This is a genomic window from Brevibacillus sp. JNUCC-41 (assembly GCF_014844095.1).
Taxonomy (GTDB): Bacteria; Bacillota; Bacilli; order Bacillales; family DSM-1321; genus Peribacillus; species Peribacillus aracenensis.
In genome coordinates this window covers 215,496-234,004 of record NZ_CP062163.1, presented here as the reverse complement: position 1 = coordinate 234,004, position 18,509 = coordinate 215,496, and the positions used below count along the sequence as shown (strand labels likewise).

The 18,509-nt window shown below is 42.4% G+C and carries 15 protein-coding genes and 1 riboswitch; of the genes, 14 read left to right on the top strand and 1 reads right to left on the bottom strand.

Annotated elements, in window-relative coordinates; genetic code table 11:
- The first annotated feature begins 157 nt into the window (after positions 1-157).
- The 12 genes from polX to JNUCC41_RS01080 all read left to right on the top strand — a co-directional run bounded on the left by polX (position 158) and on the right by JNUCC41_RS01080 (position 15,170).
- Positions 158-1,876: a DNA polymerase/3'-5' exonuclease PolX gene (gene polX, locus JNUCC41_RS01135; protein WP_192206004.1), complete on the top strand. Its 1,719-nt coding sequence runs from the start codon at positions 158-160 to the stop codon at positions 1,874-1,876.
- 35 nt (positions 1,877-1,911) lie between these two features.
- Positions 1,912-4,266, top strand: coding sequence for an endonuclease MutS2 (locus JNUCC41_RS01130; RefSeq protein WP_192206003.1), 2,355 nt, complete (start codon positions 1,912-1,914; stop codon positions 4,264-4,266).
- Positions 4,267-4,331: 65 nt separating this feature from the next.
- Positions 4,332-4,739, top strand: a complete 408-nt coding sequence (locus tag JNUCC41_RS01125; RefSeq protein WP_061464317.1) for a DUF350 domain-containing protein — start codon at positions 4,332-4,334, stop codon at positions 4,737-4,739.
- 216 nt (positions 4,740-4,955) lie between these two features.
- Complete coding sequence (locus JNUCC41_RS01120; RefSeq protein ID WP_192206002.1) at positions 4,956-5,714, top strand: GNAT family N-acetyltransferase; 759 nt, start codon at positions 4,956-4,958, stop codon at positions 5,712-5,714.
- A gap of 173 nt (positions 5,715-5,887) precedes the next feature.
- Complete coding sequence (locus JNUCC41_RS01115; RefSeq protein ID WP_192206001.1) at positions 5,888-7,585, top strand: AMP-binding protein; 1,698 nt, start codon at positions 5,888-5,890, stop codon at positions 7,583-7,585.
- 200 nt (positions 7,586-7,785) lie between these two features.
- Positions 7,786-8,373 (top strand): fatty acid metabolism transcriptional regulator FadR, encoded by a 588-nt coding sequence (locus tag JNUCC41_RS01110; RefSeq protein WP_192206000.1) that lies wholly within the window; start codon positions 7,786-7,788, stop codon positions 8,371-8,373.
- Between the two features lie 124 nt (positions 8,374-8,497).
- The gene (locus JNUCC41_RS01105) at positions 8,498-9,271 is read left to right on the top strand and encodes an enoyl-CoA hydratase (RefSeq protein ID WP_192205999.1); all 774 of its coding nucleotides are present in this window, start codon (positions 8,498-8,500) and stop codon (positions 9,269-9,271) included.
- A 123-nt stretch (positions 9,272-9,394) separates the two neighbouring features.
- Positions 9,395-10,168 carry an electron transfer flavoprotein subunit beta/FixA family protein gene (locus JNUCC41_RS01100; RefSeq protein WP_076364852.1) on the top strand — a complete coding sequence of 258 codons (774 nt, stop codon included), beginning with the start codon at positions 9,395-9,397 and terminating at the stop codon, positions 10,166-10,168.
- A 70-nt stretch (positions 10,169-10,238) separates the two neighbouring features.
- Entirely contained in the window at positions 10,239-11,216 is a 978-nt protein-coding gene (locus JNUCC41_RS01095; RefSeq protein WP_192205998.1) for an electron transfer flavoprotein subunit alpha/FixB family protein, read from the top strand.
- A gap of 204 nt (positions 11,217-11,420) precedes the next feature.
- Positions 11,421-11,735: a thioredoxin gene (trxA, locus tag JNUCC41_RS01090; RefSeq protein WP_076364856.1), complete on the top strand. Its 315-nt coding sequence runs from the start codon at positions 11,421-11,423 to the stop codon at positions 11,733-11,735.
- A gap of 103 nt (positions 11,736-11,838) precedes the next feature.
- Positions 11,839-13,611, top strand: coding sequence for an excinuclease ABC subunit UvrC (gene uvrC / locus JNUCC41_RS01085; RefSeq protein WP_228467483.1), 1,773 nt, complete (start codon positions 11,839-11,841; stop codon positions 13,609-13,611).
- A gap of 61 nt (positions 13,612-13,672) precedes the next feature.
- Positions 13,673-13,849: riboswitch (Lysine riboswitch) on the top strand.
- An 88-nt stretch (positions 13,850-13,937) separates the two neighbouring features.
- Positions 13,938-15,170 carry an aspartate kinase gene (locus JNUCC41_RS01080; protein ID WP_192205996.1) on the top strand — a complete coding sequence of 411 codons (1,233 nt, stop codon included), beginning with the start codon at positions 13,938-13,940 and terminating at the stop codon, positions 15,168-15,170.
- A gap of 62 nt (positions 15,171-15,232) precedes the next feature.
- Here JNUCC41_RS01080 and JNUCC41_RS01075 read toward each other — a convergent pair whose 3' ends face one another.
- Positions 15,233-15,688 (bottom strand): YslB family protein, encoded by a 456-nt coding sequence (locus tag JNUCC41_RS01075; protein WP_192205995.1) that lies wholly within the window; start codon positions 15,686-15,688, stop codon positions 15,233-15,235.
- A 384-nt stretch (positions 15,689-16,072) separates the two neighbouring features.
- Between JNUCC41_RS01075 and JNUCC41_RS01070 the strand changes: the two genes are divergently transcribed.
- Positions 16,073-16,681 carry a succinate dehydrogenase cytochrome b558 subunit gene (locus JNUCC41_RS01070; protein ID WP_192205994.1) on the top strand — a complete coding sequence of 203 codons (609 nt, stop codon included), beginning with the start codon at positions 16,073-16,075 and terminating at the stop codon, positions 16,679-16,681.
- A 70-nt stretch (positions 16,682-16,751) separates the two neighbouring features.
- Positions 16,752-18,503, top strand: coding sequence for a succinate dehydrogenase flavoprotein subunit (sdhA, locus tag JNUCC41_RS01065; protein WP_192205993.1), 1,752 nt, complete (start codon positions 16,752-16,754; stop codon positions 18,501-18,503).
- Positions 18,504-18,509 lie beyond the last annotated feature (6 nt).

The window sequence follows — 18,509 nt, the reverse complement described above, 5'->3', positions numbered from 1 at the left end:
TTTGAACGGGGGAGGCCCCTTTTATGTGGCAGGATGTAACCTCCCCCTATTTGATTCGAAAGTTAAGAACCTGACTGCTTGTACTTTACCTCCAAGAAAGGTATCTTTAAGAAAGTGAACAATGGACACCCTACTAATTTTTTTGGCGGTGAATTAAATGACAATTAATAAAAAAGATATCATTAAACTATTAGAAAAGATTGCAATATATATGGAACTAAAAGGAGAGAACCCGTTCAAGGTTTCAGCTTTCCGAAAGGCAGCGGGCGCCTTGGAAACGGATGACCGGAGCCTTTCCGCCATCGAGGACTTTACCGCTTTAAATGGAATCGGGAAAGGAACGGCCTCCGTCATCGAAGAGTATATGAATGAAGGGAAATCGACCGTGCTTGAAGAGCTGCAGGAGCAGGTGCCAAAAGGATTGATTCCGCTTCTGCAGCTTCAAGGTCTGGGCGGGAAGAAAATTGCCAAGCTTCATAAAGAGCTGCATGTCAATGATGTGAATGATCTTAAAATCGCCTGTGAAGAAGGCAGGGTCGCGGCGCTTGCCGGTTTCGGCAAAAAGACGGAAGAGAAGATCCTATCTGCAATTGCCGAGGCGGGTTCAAGGCCCGACCGGCTGCCCCTTGCTTTCATGAGGCCGATTGCGGATGATATTGAAACGGCCCTCGCTAACATGGAATACATCATCCGTTCTTCCAGGGCCGGCAGCATCCGGCGTATGAGGGAAACCATCAAGGACCTCGATTTCATCATCTCGACAGATCATCCCGAAGAAGTTAAGGATCAATTGCTTGCATTAACGGGAATAAAGCAGGTGATTGCAGCAGGTGATACAAAAGTATCGGTCGTGCTTGATTATGAATATGATATTTCTGTCGATTTCCGAATCGTGAAGGATCAGGAATTCATCACGACACTCCATCATTTTACAGGTTCGAAGGATCACAATGTGCGGATGCGCCAGCTTGCTAAAGACCGCGGCGAGAAAATCAGCGAATATGGGGTGGAAGTGGCTGAAACCGGTGATATATTGACGTTTGAAACGGAAGAACAATTTTATAATCATTTTGGTCTTCCTTTCATTCCGCCAGAACTGCGTGAAGACGGAACGGAAGTGGAGCATTATGATGCTAATGAACCTCTCATATCTTTAGAGGCCATCAAAGGTGACCTGCATATGCATACCACATGGAGTGATGGTGCCCATACGATTGAAGAAATGATTGAAGCATGCCGTGCAAAAGGGTATCGGTATATGGCCATCACTGATCATTCGCAATATCTGAAAGTGGCGAACGGCTTGACCGCGGAACGTTTGCGTGAACAAAAACGTATCATCCATGAGCTAAATGAAAAATACACTGACTTTACCGTTCTTTCAGGGATTGAAATGGATATACTTCCTGACGGGACCCTTGATTATGACGATGAGCTGCTTGCAGAGATGGATTTGGTGATTGCATCGATTCACTCAAGCTTTTCACAGCCCCGGGAAACGATCATGGAGCGCTTAAAAACGGCTTTGAATAATCCGCATGTAGATATCATTGCCCATCCAACGGGAAGGATCATCGGCAGACGAACCGGATATGATGTTGATATAGAGATGCTGATCGAACTGGCCCGTGAAACGAATACTGCCTTGGAATTGAATGCGAACCCGAACCGATTGGATTTGGCACCTCCCCATCTGCGCAAGGCACAGGAAGCAGGCGTTCCGATCGTGATCAATACGGATGCCCACAGCATCGACATGCTTGAACATATGCCTGTTGGGGTTTCATCAGCCAAAAAAGGCTGGATTAAAGAATCAACGGTTCTTAATGCAAGGGATACGGACGGATTATTGGCGTTTTTAAAGAGAAATGATTAACTATTTGCCCATAAATAAGGAGGAGCTTTAACTCCATGCATAATAAAGCTTTAAAAACATTGGAATTTCATAAAATAAAAGAACAATTAATTTCACACGCATCCTCATCCATAGGAAAAGAGAAGGCAGAGCAATTGATGCCTTCCACGGATTTTGAAGAGGTGTCGAGATGGCAGAAAGAAACGGATGAGTCAGCCAAAATCGTCCGGTTGAAAGGTAACTTGCCATTGGGCGGGATCTTTGATATCCGTCCGCATGCAAAAAGGGCACAGATTGGCGGAATGCTCTCACCGATGGAATTGATGGAACTTGCGAGTACGATTCGTGCCGGCAGGATCCTAAGCCGTTTCTTTGAAGAACTTGCAGAGCAGGAAATTGATGTTCCGCTTTTGGCCGAATATATCGATTCCCTTCATCCATTGATAGATTTGCAGCAGGAAATTACGTATGCAGTAAGCGAACATGGCGAAGTGATGGATTCTGCCAGCGACAAGCTTCGCACCCTAAGAAACCAAATTCGGACGAACGAAAGCCGCGTCAGGGAAAAACTAGAAAGCATGATCCGTTCTTCCAATGCATCAACAATGTTATCCGATGCCATCATCACCATCCGGAATGACCGTTTCGTCATCCCGGTAAAACAGGAATACCGGAGTGTGTATGGCGGGATCATCCATGATCAATCCTCATCAGGACAGACGTTGTTCATTGAACCACAAGCAATCGTTCAGCTGAATAATGCCCTGCAGGAAACCCGAGTGAAGGAAACGCAGGAAATAGAACGGATATTGGTCGAACTATCGGAAAAAGTCGGTGCGTACACTCCTGAATTGCTTCATAATGTCAAAGTGCTTGCCCATATCGATTTCCTTGTAGCCAAGGCAAAGTATGCAAAAGCGATAAAAGGATCCAAGCCGATTCTGAATGATGAGGGGCGCGTGAAATTATTCAAAGCGAAACACCCGCTCATTCCGAGTGATGTTGTCGTGGCCAATGATATTTTTCTTGGTGATGAATTTACGACAATCGTCATCACCGGTCCGAATACAGGTGGTAAGACGGTTACCCTGAAAACGATTGGCCTCTGTACGTTAATGGCCCAGTCCGGTCTGCAAATCCCTGCGCTGGATGGTTCCGAAACGGCTGTGTTTTCCTCCGTTTATGCTGATATTGGCGATGAACAGTCGATTGAACAAAGCTTAAGTACATTCTCCTCGCATATGGTCAATATTGTCGATATCCTTAAGCATGTCGATTTTGACAGCCTTGTTTTATTCGATGAGCTTGGAGCGGGAACTGATCCACAGGAAGGTGCTGCTTTGGCCATTTCCATTTTGGATGAAGTGTATAAGCGCGGAGCACGTGTGATTGCAACGACACATTATCCGGAATTAAAAGCGTATGGATATGATCGGGAAGGCGTCATTAATGCAAGCGTCGAATTTAATGTGGAAACCTTAAGTCCCACCTATAAACTTTTGATCGGTGTACCAGGTAGGAGTAATGCGTTTGAAATTTCCAAACGGCTTGGTTTGGAAGAAAGCGTGATAAGCAGCGCCCGCAGCCATATTGGTGAGGATACGAATAAAGTTGAGAATATGATAGCGTCCCTTGAAGACAGCCGCAAAAAGGCCGAGGAAGAAGAACAGGAAGCCAAGAATCACCTGGAACAGGCGGAAATTCTTCATAAAGACCTTCAAAGGCAAATTGGTGAATACCATGAAGAACGGGATGCGATGGTTGAAAAGGCAGCAAAAGAGGCTGCGGCAATCGTTGAAAATGCACAAAAGGAAGCGGAAGCGATTATTGCCGACTTGCGTAAACTGCGACTTGAAAAGCATGCCGATGTTAAAGAGCATGAACTGATCGATGCTAAAAAGCGGCTTGAAGAAGCAGCGCCAAAAGTGAAAAAAACGTCAAATAAAGTTGCAAGGCCGCTGGATAAAAGCTTGAAACCTGGAGATGAAGTAAAGGTCGTAAGCTTCGGTCAAAAAGGTCACTTGATCGAGAAGGTCTCAAATAATGAATGGCAGGTTCAGATCGGCATCATGAAAATGAAGGTGAAGGAGTCTGACCTGGAATTCATCAAGGCCACAAAAGTAAAAGAAACAAAGCCCCTCACCACGATCAAAGGCCGCGATTATCACGTTAGCGTCGAACTTGACCTCCGTGGAGAACGCTTTGAAAATGCAATATCAAGAGTTGAAAAGTACATTGATGATGCTCTTTTGGCCGGTTATTCGAGTGTCTCCATCATTCATGGTAAAGGAACGGGTGCTCTTCGGTCCGGGGTCCAGGAATACTTGAAAAATCACCGCTCTGTCAAAAGGATTCGCTTCGGTGAAGCCGGTGAAGGCGGAACAGGTGTTACGGTGGTGGAATTTAAATAAAGGAAAGCGGTCACTCCGGCCATTCAGTCAAGCCGGGTGACTAGTTACCATTCGGGAGTTGGACCATGGAGAACATGTGGGAAAATGAATATGTATATATAGCTGCTCGTTACAGTGTCGTTATTCTGTGCATGATTGTTTTTTTAGCCATTTTTGAACTTGTCACAAAGTACAAGAACTGGGAGGAAATCAAACAGGGAAACCTTTCTGTCGCGATGGCAACTGGCGGTAAAATATTTGGGATCGCCTATGTATTCCAACAGTCCATCCTCCATCAGAATTCGCTTCTTACCATGATTGGCTGGGGCGTATACGGATTTGTCCTTCTGTTGATCGGTTATTTCATTTTTGAATTTATGACTCCTCGATTTAAAATAGATGAAGAGATACAAAAAGATAATCGGGCAGTTGGATTCCTATCGATGATCATTTCAATCGCATTATCTTTTGTCATCGGCGCAGGGATTTCTTAATGCCCTTTATGAGAGGGAGTAAGCTGTGGAGAAACTAGCAAAAGTCCTAATTGTTTGTTGCGGAATCTTTTTTCTGTTTGGAATCATTTATATGACATTCTTCAACTGAAGCGGCCATTATGCCGCTTCTTTTATTTGAGTTCAATTAAAAAGAGTGGGTGGTGGCATGTATAATAATAATGGTCAAATAGACTTTTCTAAAAGAGGAGGAGGATTATGGATCAGTCCCAATTGATACAAAAGATAGAAGAATTATCGCTGAATGCTTTACCGGCCATGCAAACCCAAATCTATGACGGATGGGTTATCCGATTTGCGGATGGATATATGAAACGGGCGAATTCTATCGCTCCCATCTATTTATCGAATGAAAATGTGAAAAAGAAAGTATTGAATTGTGAACAATTATATTTTGCTAGGAATGGTAAGGTAATATACAAAATGACTCCACAGTCAAAGCCCAACAACTTGGATAGTGTATTGGAAGAGTCTGGGTATGTCCTGGAGGGAACAACAAGTGTCCAAGTTTTGAATTTGGCAGAAACTGAATCACTTAATGAAATCAATGTCATAAAGTATGATCATTTACATGATCACTGGTTTCATGATTTCTGCCTACTAAGTAAAATGAATGATCATGATCAAACCATTTTGAAAAAGATGTTAGGGAATATCATTCAAAAAAAATGCTTTATGTTGTTGACTGATGAGGGTGGAACCGTGACAGCATGTGGACTGGGCGTTTTGGAAGACGAATACATAGGCCTGTACAATATCATAACCCATGAAAATTTTCGAAACCAAGGCAATGGTGCTATCCTCATTCGTAATTTATTGCATTGGGGTAAAGAAAATGGAGCAAAAAATGCTTATCTTCAGGTGATAAAAACAAACGCGCCCGCTCTAAGCTTGTACGGAAAGTTGGGGTTTGAAGAAAAATATAAGTATTGGTATAGAATTAAAACTAAGGAGTAGAACCACTCCTTTTTTTGTTTCCCTTTTTAAGTGTTGCATCCAATATTCCCTGTGGGGTATAGGGCATTTTTCTCATCAGGGGGTCTTTTTACACTGAAATTCTGCAATTGTAAGAAAATCCCGATTGTATTATAATGAAAAGAGTATTGAGAATATTCAGAAGGAGGGGGCAAATGAGCAATAAGCCATGGCAAGCTATTTATCCGGAACAGATACCCGCTGTTTTGTCTTACGAAGATAAACCTCTTTATTCTTTTTTAAAGGAATCAGCCGAAGAATTCCCCGATAAAGTATCGATTCATTTCCAGGGAAAAGAATTAACTTTCCGGGAAGTGCATGAATCTGCTTTAAAGTTTGCAGCCTATTTAAAAAGTATCGGTCTTCAAAAAGGGGAACGTGTTGCCGTCATGCTTCCTAACTGCCCACAGGGTGTCATAGGCTTTTTTGGGATATTGATGGCCGGCGGAGTCGTGGTTCAAACGAATCCAACCTATACTGAACGTGAATTAGAATATCAAATGAAAGATTCCGGAGCGAAAATAATTTTGGCGATGGATATTTTATTTCCCCGTGTTGCAGCAGTGGCATCAAGAACGGATATAGAACATATAATTGTAACCGCTATCAAGGAATATTTACCTTTTCCAAAAAATCTTATCTATCCTTTTATTCAAAAAAAGCAATACGGCATTGTTATCAATGTGGAACATGAAGGGAATCATCATTTATTTTCCGAAATCATGAAACGAAAGATGACCGAAGAAGTCACTGTGCCGATCGATGTGGATAATGACCTCGCCCTTTTGCAATATACTGGTGGGACAACAGGCTTTCCCAAAGGGGTCATGCTTACCCATAAGAATATGCTTGCGAATACGAAAATGTGCAATGCATGGCTTTATAGAAATAAGCGCGGTGAGGAAAGGATCCTTGCAATTCTGCCTTTCTTCCATGTGTACGGTATGACTACAGTCTTGGTTCTTTCCGTCATGGAAGGAAACACCATGATCATCATGCCAAAGTTCGATGTCTTAGCGACGCTTAAAACCATCCAGAAACAGAAACCGACCATGTTTCCAGGAGCGCCCACGATGTATATCGGCCTCTTGAACCATCCGGATATCGCTAAATATGACCTTTCTTCCATCAATGCCTGTATAAGCGGTTCTGCATCATTGCCCATAGAGGTTCAAGAGCAGTTTGAGAAAATTACCGGCGGGAAACTTGTTGAAGGCTATGGACTTTCTGAAACCTCACCGGTGACCCATGCTAATTTCATCTGGGATCAGCCGCGTGTAAAAGGAAGCATTGGGCTGCCGTGGCCGGATACTGACTCGGTGATTCTGTCCCTGGAAACCTTTGAAGAGCTTCCCCCGAATGAAATAGGCGAAATTGCCATAAAAGGACCACAGGTAATGAAAGGATATTGGAACCGTCCGGAGGAAACGGAAAACACCTTTAGAAATGGCTGGCTGCTTACAGGAGATCTGGGCTACATGGATGAGCAGGGGTTCTTTTATGTGGTCGAGAGGAAAAAGGATACAATCATTGCAGGCGGATTCAATATATATCCACGAGAGGTGGAGGAGGTGCTATACGAGCATGAGGCCATACAGGAAGTGGTTGTGGCAGGTATCCCTGACCCCTATCGCGGTGAGACCGTTAAGGCCTATGTCGTACTGAAAAAAAATGCCAATGCCACTGAAGAGGAATTGAATGAATTTGCCAGAAAGAACCTGGCTTCCTATAAGGTGCCGCGCAGCTATGAATTCAGGGATGAACTTCCTAAAACGACGATAGGAAAGATCCTGAGAAGAGTCCTTATCGAGGAAGAAAAGAAAAAAATATCCGAGGAAAGAAAAGAAGCTTAAACTAGCACCCCCTTTTAACGGAGCAGCAGAAGAAAGCTCCGTGTTTTGCAGAACGGCTGGACAACCTATGGATGGGGGCTGTACAATGAACTGAAGTGAATGTCAGGACCCCTAGAAGTTTTTGCTTGACAGTAAAGGGACGTCATTTTATGATAGAAATATGAATGATGATTCATTCATTTTCTGAAAGGGGACATCCAGTGAAAAGCAACAGACCAAAGTATAATCAAATTATTGAAGCGGCCGTTATCGTAATTGCCCAAAACGGTTACTATCAAGCCCAAGTATCCAAAATCGCCAAGCAGGCAGGCGTAGCGGATGGCACCATATATCTATATTTTAAAAATAAAGAAGATATTCTAATATCATTATTCCATGAAAAGATGGGCTCATTCGTGGAACAGATCGAAGAAGAAATAAAAGGAAAGACCACTGCTTCGGATAAACTGAGTGTGCTCATCCAAAAACATTTTAAAAACCTTTCAGAAGACGTGAATTTAGCAATTGTCACTCAATTGGAATTGAGACAGTCGAATAAAGAATTGCGCCTTAGAATTAATGATGTGTTAAGAGGATATTTAAACTTAATCGATCAGATCATTATTGAAGGAAAAGAGAACGGCGAATTCCTGCCTGATTTAAATAATTTACTTGCCAGGCAGATGATTTTTGGAACGATTGACGAAACAGTGACGACTTGGGTCATGAATGAGCAAAAGTACTCTCTTCCTGACCTTGCACCAGACGTTCACCGCCTGCTAATTGGCGGCTGTGGCTTGAAAAGTTAAATATTTAAATAGAGGATGGCCAGCCATCCTCCAAAGAATCGATTAATTCTGCTTCCCCTTTATCGGGAAGTAATACATATTGAATTTTCAAAAAAGTTCGACTAGCATGCCTGGAGGGATTGATATGGAATATCTTAAGCTTTCTGTCGAAGATCATGTGGCTTTTATAACGATTGATCATGCACCTGCAAATGCGCTTTCTTCTGCTATCATCGGAGAGCTTTCACAGGCCTTCGATCAAATTGAGAAAGACGAGGCCGTACGGGTTGTCCTTCTTCATGGTGAAGGAAGATTCTTTTCTGCAGGAGCAGACATTAAAGAGTTTACGGAAGTGGAGAACGGGAAAGCTTTCGAGAAACTGACCAAGAATGGTCAATCTGTATTTGAGAAAATCGAATCTTTTCCAAAACCGGTCATTGCAGCCATCCATGGAGCAGCGCTTGGCGGAGGGTTGGAGCTGGCCATGGCCTGTCACATCCGATTGGTCACCGAAAGGGCTAAACTTGGTTTGCCTGAGCTGCAGTTGGGCTTAATCCCTGGATTTGCCGGGACCCAACGTCTTCCTCGTTATGTAGGCATGGCAAAGGCTGCTGAAATGCTGTTTACAAGTGAACCGATATCGGGTACGCAAGCTGTGCAATGCGGATTGGCGAATCATGCCTTCATGGATGAAGAACTGATTCCAAAAGCAAAGGAACTAGCCAATAAAATTGCCAAGAAAAGCCCGCTGGCTTTAAAGTCGGCCATTGAGTTATTAAATTATTCTAAGCATGATTCCTATCATAAAGGTGTGGAAAGGGAAGCCGCCCTCTTTGGCCAGGCTTTCGATACCGCTGATGCACAAGAAGGAATCAGCGCTTTCATTGAAAAAAGGGAAGCTGTATTCAAAGGTAAATGATGATTTTCGTATAAATAACTATTTTTATATATTATGCAGGATTTTGATGAAATCTGTAGAACAATACTATATATCAATAAAATTCATAATCTTCAAAACTCAAATCATTCGGGAGGTATTATCGTGAACATTTATGTACTGCTGAAAAGAACATTTGATACAGAAGAAAAAATTACACTATCCAATGGGAAAATTAATGAGGATGGAGCAGAATTCATCATTAATCCATACGATGAGTATGCGGTTGAAGAAGCAATCCAGGTACGTGATGCACAAGGCGGCGAAGTGACGGTTATTTCTGTCGGAACCGAAGAGGCCGAAAAGCAATTACGTACAGCGCTGGCAATGGGTGCTGACAAAGCCGTATTGATAAATATAGAAGACGACATAGAAAATGGCGACCAATTCACGACTGCCAAAATTATAGGTGAATACTTAAAAGGTAAAAATGCCGATTTAATCATTGCAGGAAACGTAGCAATCGATGGCGGTTCTGGTCAAGTGGGGCCACGCGTTGCCGAAATTTTAGAAATTCCTTATATTACAACCATTACTAAACTGGACATAGCAAATGGAAATGTAAGCGTTATCCGTGATGTCGAAGGGGACTCCGAAACGATCGAAGCATCCCTTCCATTGTTGGTGACAGCTCAACAAGGGCTTAATGAGCCGCGTTACCCTTCATTGCCAGGAATCATGAAAGCAAAGAAAAAACCGCTTGAAGAATTGGAATTGGATGACCTGGATCTGGAAGAAGAAGATGTTGAGGCAAAAACAAAAACGATTGAAATTTACCTTCCTGCTAAAAAAGAAGCTGGAAAAGTATTGGACGGAGAAATCAGTGATCAAGTTAGCGAACTTGTTCAATTATTACGCAGTGAAGCAAAAGTGATTTAATCTTAAACGGTACTTTTCAAAACAATACACACGACAAAAATGAAAAATAGAGCACAGGAGGTTTTTATAAATGGCTAGAAAGTTTCTTGTATTGGGCGAAGTTCGTGACGGTTCACTAAGAAATGTATCATTTGAAGCTATCGGTGCGGCTAAACTTGCTGCAGATGGCGGGGAAATCGTAGGTGTTTTAGTTGGTGACAGTGTTCAAAATTTCGGGAATGAATTGATCCAGTATGGCGCGGACCGGGTTGTCGCAGTGGAAAATGACCAATTGAAACAATATACTTCAGATGGATATGCGCAAAGCTTGCTTGCCGTCATCGAGCAGGAAAAGCCAGAAGGCATTTTCTTTGGACATACGGCCCTAGGAAAAGACCTTGCACCTAAATTGGCTGGAAAGCTTGAATCAGGTTTGATCTCGGACGTTACATTTATTGAAGAAGAAGGCGGAAATATCGTTTTCACCCGCCCGATATATTCTGGTAAAGCATTTGAAAAGAAAATTGTTACGGATGGCGTGATTTTCGCGACAATCCGTCCGAACAATATCGAACCATTAGCTAAAGATGAGTCCCGCTCTGGTGATGTTTCTACATTAAGTGTGGACATTAAGGATTTACGCACAATCATTAAAGATGTTGTCAGAAAAGCTAGTGAAGGGGTCGACCTTTCAGAAGCGAAAGTAATCATCGCAGGTGGACGGGGCGTGAAAAGTGAAGATGGTTTTGAACCATTAAAGGAACTTGCACAAGTTCTTGGCGGAGCGGTAGGAGCTTCCCGCGGAGCATGTGATGCGGACTATTGCGATTACTCTTTGCAAATCGGGCAAACGGGTAAAGTCGTAACACCTGACCTTTATATCGCCTGCGGAATTTCCGGTGCGATCCAGCATTTAGCGGGTATGTCCAACTCCAAGGTTATCGTTGCCATCAATAAAGATCCGGAAGCTAACATATTCAATGTAGCTGATTACGGAATTGTCGGAGACCTTTTCGAAGTCGTTCCATTACTTACGGAAGAATTCAAAAAACTAAAAGTTAACGCTTAAAATAATACAAATTAGGGGGCAAGGCATTTGGCATAAGCCGATACATGTCTTGCCCCTTTCTTTGGGCTAAGAGGAAAGGACTTCGGCCTGCATATTTATTCTTTTTTTGGACATCCTACCACTGAAGCAAAATATTAGCATCGATTCGAGCAACAATGGTATACTGTCTTTAGTTATTTGAGTAAATTTGAGGAGGAAATATATATGGCTATTGTAAATGCAACTGACCAAACTTTCACAACAGATACTAGCGAAGGTGTTGTTCTTGTAGATTTTTGGGCTCCATGGTGCGGACCTTGTAAAATGATCGCTCCAGTTCTTCAAGAGCTTGATACTGAAATTGGCGATAAAGCAAAAATCGTAAAAGTGGATGTAGATGAAAACCAAGAAACAGCAGGAAAATTCGGTGTAATGAGCATCCCGACATTAATCGTCCTTAAAGACGGTGAAGTGGTTGATAAGGTTGTTGGTTTCCAACCTAAAGAAGCACTTGCTGAACTTATTGCAAAACACGCGTAATAGTAAGATAGCTAAAAAAAGCTTCAAGTCTGCGGACTTGAAGCTTTTTTCGCTATCTTGATATATAATGATTGTAAAAATGGGAGAACAGGAGGCTGAATGCATGAATCAACAAATAAAGAATAAACTTGCCCTTCTTCCCGATCAACCTGGTTGTTATTTAATGAAGGATCGTCAGGGAACGATCATATATGTAGGCAAAGCGAAGGTGTTGAAAAATCGTGTCCGGTCTTATTTTACGGGATCTCATGATGGAAAAACATTTCGGCTCGTGAATGAGATTGAGGATTTCGAATACATCGTCACCTCTTCCAATATCGAGGCTCTTATTTTAGAGTTGAACTTAATCAAAAAACATGACCCAAAATATAATGTCATGCTAAAGGATGATAAGACGTATCCTTTCATCAAGCTGACTGCGGAACGCCACCCACGTCTAATCATTACGCGAAAAGTAAAAAAAGACAAAGGGAAATATTTCGGTCCTTATCCGAATGCATTTGCAGCTAACGAAACGAAAAAATTGCTCGACCGCATCTATCCCCTAAGAAAATGCAATACATTACCAGATCGCGTTTGTCTCTACTATCATCTTGGACAGTGCCTGGCCCCATGTGTATATGAAGTAGAGGAACAGGAATATAAAAAAATGGTGGATGATATCAACCGGTTCTTGAACGGCGGGCATACTGAAATAAAAAAAGAACTGACTGAAAAAATGCTAGTGGCATCAGAAGAGCTCGATTTCGAGAGGGCCAAGGAGTTCCGTGACAAGATTGCCCACATTGATATTACGATGGAGAAGCAAAAAATGATGACGACCGATTTCATCGACAGGGATGTATTTGGGTTTGCCTATGATAAAGGCTGGATGTGCGTACAGGTATTTTTTGTTCGGCAGGGTAAATTAATAGAAAGGGATGTTTCACTTTTTCCGGTCTATGATGAACCCGAACAGGAACTTCTTACATTCCTCGGTCAATTTTACGAGATTACGAACCATTTTAAACCAAAGGAAATCTTGCTGCCTGAATCAGTGGATGCCGAAATGGCCGAAGGACTGCTTGGGGTCAAAACGATTCACCCCAAAAGGGGGGCGAAAAAAGACATGCTTAAATTGGCGAATAAAAATGCCTCCATCGCCCTTCAGGAAAAATTCTCTTTGATTGAAAGGGATGAAGAAAGAACGATCAATGCGGTGGAAAACCTCGGGAACCAACTGGGTATCTACACCCCGCATCGAATTGAAGCTTTCGATAACTCCAATATCCAGGGAAGTGACCCTGTTTCCGCTTTAGTCGTGTTCATTGATGGGAAGCCGGAAAAAAGAGAGTACCGAAAATATAAGATCAAGACGGTCCAAGGACCTGATGATTATGAATCGATGCGTGAAGTGGTCAGAAGAAGGTATTCACGAGTATTGAAAGAAGGGCTGCCGCTTCCGGACTTGATCATCATTGATGGCGGAAAGGGACATGTCGAAGCCGTTCGGGATATTTTGGAGAATGAATTGGGCCTTGAGATTCCGCTTTCAGGCCTCATTAAGGATGAAAAGCATAGGACATCGCAATTGATGATCGGAAATCCTCTTGAAATCGTACCTCTTGATTCTCGGAGCCAGGAATTTTACCTATTGCAAAGAATTCAGGATGAAGTGCATCGGTTCGCTATTACTTTTCATCGCCAGCTGCGTGGGAAAAATGCGGTTCACTCCCAGCTTGATGATATTCCAGGAGTCGGGGAAAAAAGAAGGAAGCAATTATTAAGGCATTTTGGATCATTGAAGAAAATCAAAGAGGCAACAGTCGAGGAAATCATGGAAGCTGGTATGCCAAAAGGGGTAGCCGAGGGAATCGTTAGAAAATTACAAGAATAATCTTGCTACCGATAAATCACTATGCTATGATTAAAAGGAATTTTTAACTAGACAACTTAAAAGTGCTGATAGAGGTGCGGAATTCAAGAGTAAAGACCTGGAGAAGTATGAGCTTCCATGAAAGGTTTTGAAAGGGGATGACGCCGAAGGAAGACAAGACTCATACCTTGTTTTCCTGGTCCGACATTTAATAAATGGCGGATTGTCAGGGTTTATACCCTGGAGAGCTATCTCACTGTGTTTACAGTATTGGATATGTGATCACAGCAATGAGATATTTCTCATTGCTTTTTTTATTGCCTAAAAAGTAGAGAGGGTGCATGAGGATGGCATTAATCGTTCAAAAATTCGGCGGAACATCCGTCGGTAGCGTAGAAAAAATCAAAAATGTTGCCAATCGGGTAATCGAGGAAGCGGAGAATGGAAATGAGGTAGTCGTCGTTGTTTCAGCCATGGGGAAAACAACGGACCAATTGGTTGCCATGGCCCGTGATATTTCCGGAAACCCGAGCAAAAGGGAAATGGATATGCTATTGACTACTGGGGAACAGGTAACGATTTCCCTGTTAACGATGGCATTGATTGAAGAAGGGCATGAAGCCATTTCGTATACTGGCTGGCAGGCTGGCATGCAAACGGAATCCGTTCATGGGAATGCCCGAATTTTAAACATCGATGCTTCAAGGATCCAAGCTCAGCTTCAACGGAAGAAAATAGTGGTTGTGGCCGGTTTCCAAGGTAACGACGTAAATGGGGAAATCACTACCTTGGGGCGAGGCGGTTCCGATACGACGGCGGTTGCCATCGCCGCCGCGCTAAATGCGGATAGATGCGATATTTATACGGATGTAACGGGTGTTTTCACAACGGATCCACGCTACATAAAAGGCGCGCGAAAACTCCAATCCATTTCTTACGATGAAATGCTGGAACTTGCCAACCTGGGGGCGGGCGTCCTTCATCCAAGGGCAGTCGAATATGCAAAAAATTATCAAATTCCGCTTGAAGTCCGTTCAAGCATGGTGAGAGAGTCAGGAACGATCATTGAGGAGGAAGCAACTATGGAAGAAAATTTAATTGTACGCGGCATTGCTTTTGAAGACAGTATTACGAGGGTCACAATTTATGGTTTGCCCCAATCACTTGGTGCATTATCCACAATCTTTACGACACTTGCGAAAAACCAAATTAATGTGGACATCATCATACAAAGCATGACAGCCGAGGATACGACCAATCTATCTTTTTCCACAAAAAGTGAAGATACGGAAGCGGCCTTGATCGTGCTGGAAAATAATAAAGAACAATTGGGATTCGACCGGGTCGAAACGGAGAGCGGGTTGGCCAAAGTGTCCATCGTCGGATCTGGTATGGTATCCAATCCCGGAGTGGCTGCCGAGATGTTTGAAGTGATGGCCAATACAGGCATCCAGGTGAAAATGGTCAGCACATCGGAAATTAAAGTTTCGACTGTCGTCAATGAAAAGGAAATGGTGAAGGCGGTTGAATCCCTTCATGAAGCATTTAAACTTGGTCAGCATGCAAATGTGCTAGCTTAAGTGCAGGAGTCCAATAAAAAACAGACTTCCGGTAAAAAGGGTAAGTCTGTTTTAAGGGCTAATTAGATTGGATCTCTGGGATCCCATTGGATGGTGAATATCACTTTTTTTGCGCGGCGTTTGATTTCTTCCGTTGATTCGCTGAGGAATTTTTTTTGCAGTGAAAACTGCTCGGCAAGGAAACCGGCTTCAAGCTGGAAGTGACAATCAGGGTGTAAGTCCAGGCGGCGGCTGATTATTTCACCCGTCAGGGATAATTCCATCTCGTGTTTCGTATACTTCAGGATTTCCAGATTTCCCCATCCGGCACTTTGGAAAAATTCAATAACTTCCTGATCGCCATTCAATGGGAATTTTCTTGCTAATTGTTTACCTGCCCAATAGAGGATTTGATTAGAGTCTTTTCCGAGAATATCGTTCAATAGAACTTCTCTGATTAATTCGTACCCGAAAGCTGGAACTTTGAATTCTTCAGTTTGAATCTCTTCTTCTATCGCAGCAGCAATATTTTTTTTCATAATTTATCGCCTCTTTCTGTAAATCTATTATAAACGTATTTCTTTTGCAAATTATACTGTTTTTTATTTATTTAAATAACAAATGGAAAAAAATGATAAATTATAGCGGGATATTAATAGATTAATTTGTAATTTCTCCAAAATATATACTTGATAGATTAAAAGTTGACAATTTAAACCAATAAAATCTATTCTGAAAAAGAGATTTCTTGTATCCGTTTTCTTGACGCACATTGAAGTCAGGAGTAAAATGGACATGTCACATAATTGTAAAGGAAGTATAGAGGAGTTTTTTTGACTCTATACTATATTTTCACGCGGAGATAAAAGGTAGCCACCAGATTATCTTTGCATGATTTTTCACAAATTAAGGGGGGGCACTTAGTGGCAAAGAATCGTGAGTTTGGGAATCGCAGGCTTCATTCACTTCTAGGAGTAATTCCAATTGGTCTATTCCTAATTTTTCATTTATCGGTAAACTTTATGGCAACAAAGGGAGAAGAGACTTTTAATGGGGCAGTTCATTTGATTGAGTTTACGCCCGTAAAGCTTTTGGTTGAATGGGTCGTCATCTATCTACCAATCCTTTTCCATGCTGTATACGGAATTTATATTGCCTTTACAGCAAAAAACAATTTGGGGAGATTTGGATTCTTCCGTAACTGGATGTTCATGCTGCAACGCTTGACTGGAATCATAACATTGATCTTCCTTGTTTGGCACATTTGGGAAACTAGAGTCCAAGCAGCTCTAGGGGCAACAGTTGATTTCGATATGATGGCAGAAATTTTCTCTAATCCATTCATGATCGGGTTCTATATTGTCGGTATTATCTCAGCAATTTTCCACTTTGCTAATGGATTATGGTCATTTGCAGTGAGCTGGGGTCTGACAGTTTCACCAAGATCGCAAAGAATCATGACATACTTTACATTGATCGTTTTCGTTCTTCTTTCTTATATCGGAGTTAGCGCAATTTTCGCTTTCGTATAAGAAGATAGAGTTCATTTATAAGTATTAGGAAAAACATAGCTTGGCTAATGGAAATAAGGGAGTGACAGAATTGGGTAAAGGTAAAATAGTTATCGTTGGTGGAGGTCTAGCTGGATTAATGGCTACGATCAAAGCAGCAGAGCTGGGACAACAGGTTGATTTATTTTCTTTAGTGCCTGTTAAACGCTCTCACTCAGTTTGTGCCCAAGGCGGAATTAACGGGGCAGTAAATACAAAAGGTGAAGGGGATTCTCCATACATCCACTTCGACGATACAGTTTATGGCGGAGATTTCTTGGCTAACCAACCGCCGGTTAAAGCGATGTGCGAAGCAGCACCATCGATCATCCACATGTTTGACCGTATGGGTGTAATGTTCAACCGTACTCCGGAAGGTCTTCTTGATTTCCGTCGTTTCGGTGGTACTCAACATAGCCGTACAGCATTCGCTGGTGCAACAACTGGTCAGCAATTACTTTACGCATTGGACGAGCAGGTTCGCCGTTATGAAGTTGAAGGCCTTGTAACGAAATATGAAGGCTGGGAATTCCTTGGAGCTGTTATCGATGATGAGCAAACAGCACGCGGTATCGTAGCTCAAAACCTGACTTCAATGGAAATCAAATCATTCCCTGGCGACGCAGTCATCATGGCGAGCGGCGGCCCTGGAATCATTTTCGGTAAATCAACTAACTCAATGATCAATACAGGATCTGCAGCATCCATCGTTTATCAACAAGGTGTAAATTATGCAAATGGTGAGTTCATTCAAATTCACCCGACAGCAATCCCTGGAGATGATAAGCTTCGTCTAATGAGTGAATCCGCTCGTGGTGAAGGTGGACGTATCTGGACATATAAAGACGGAAAACCTTGGTATTTCCTTGAAGAAAAATATCCTGCTTATGGTAACCTTGTACCTCGTGATATCGCGACTCGTGAAATCTTCGACGTATGTATGAACATGAAGCTTGGTATTAACGGAGAAAACATGGTTTACCTGGATCTTTCTCATAAAGACCCTAAAGAACTTGATATCAAACTTGGCGGAATCATTGAAATTTACGAGAAATTCATGGGTGAAGATCCTCGTAAAGTTCCAATGAAAATTTTCCCTGCCGTTCACTATTCTATGGGCGGACTTTGGGTGGATTATGACCAAATGACTAACATCAAAGGTTTATTCGCTGCAGGTGAGTGTGATTACTCACAACATGGCGGTAACCGTCTTGGTGCGAACTCACTTCTTTCTGCAATCTATGGTGGTTCAGTCGCTGGACCGAATGCCGTTAAATATATTGAAGGCCTTGATAAAACTTCAGAATCCATTCCTTCTTCATTGTATGAAGGGTACGAAAAACAAGAACAGGAGAAATGGAATGAAGTCATGTCTCTTGATGGTAATGAAAACGCGTATATTCTACACAAAGAACTTGGTGAGTGGATGACACAGCATGTTACTGTAGTTCGTTACAATGACAAGCTGAAAGAAACGGATAACAAGATTCTTGAGCTGATGGAACGTTACAAGAAAATTAACATCAACGACACGGCAAAATGGAGCAACCAAGGAGCTGCCTTCACTAGACAGCTTCAAAACATGATGCAATTAGCTCGTGTAATCACAATTGGTGCTTTAAACCGTGACGAAAGCCGCGGAGCTCATTACAAACCTGATTTCCCAGAACGTAATGATGATAAATTCATGAAAACAACGATGGCGACATTCAAAGGCTTGGATCAAGCACCTGAATTCCACTACGAAGATATTGATGTATCACTTATCGCACCGCGTAAACGTGACTACACAACGAAACACTAAAGAGGG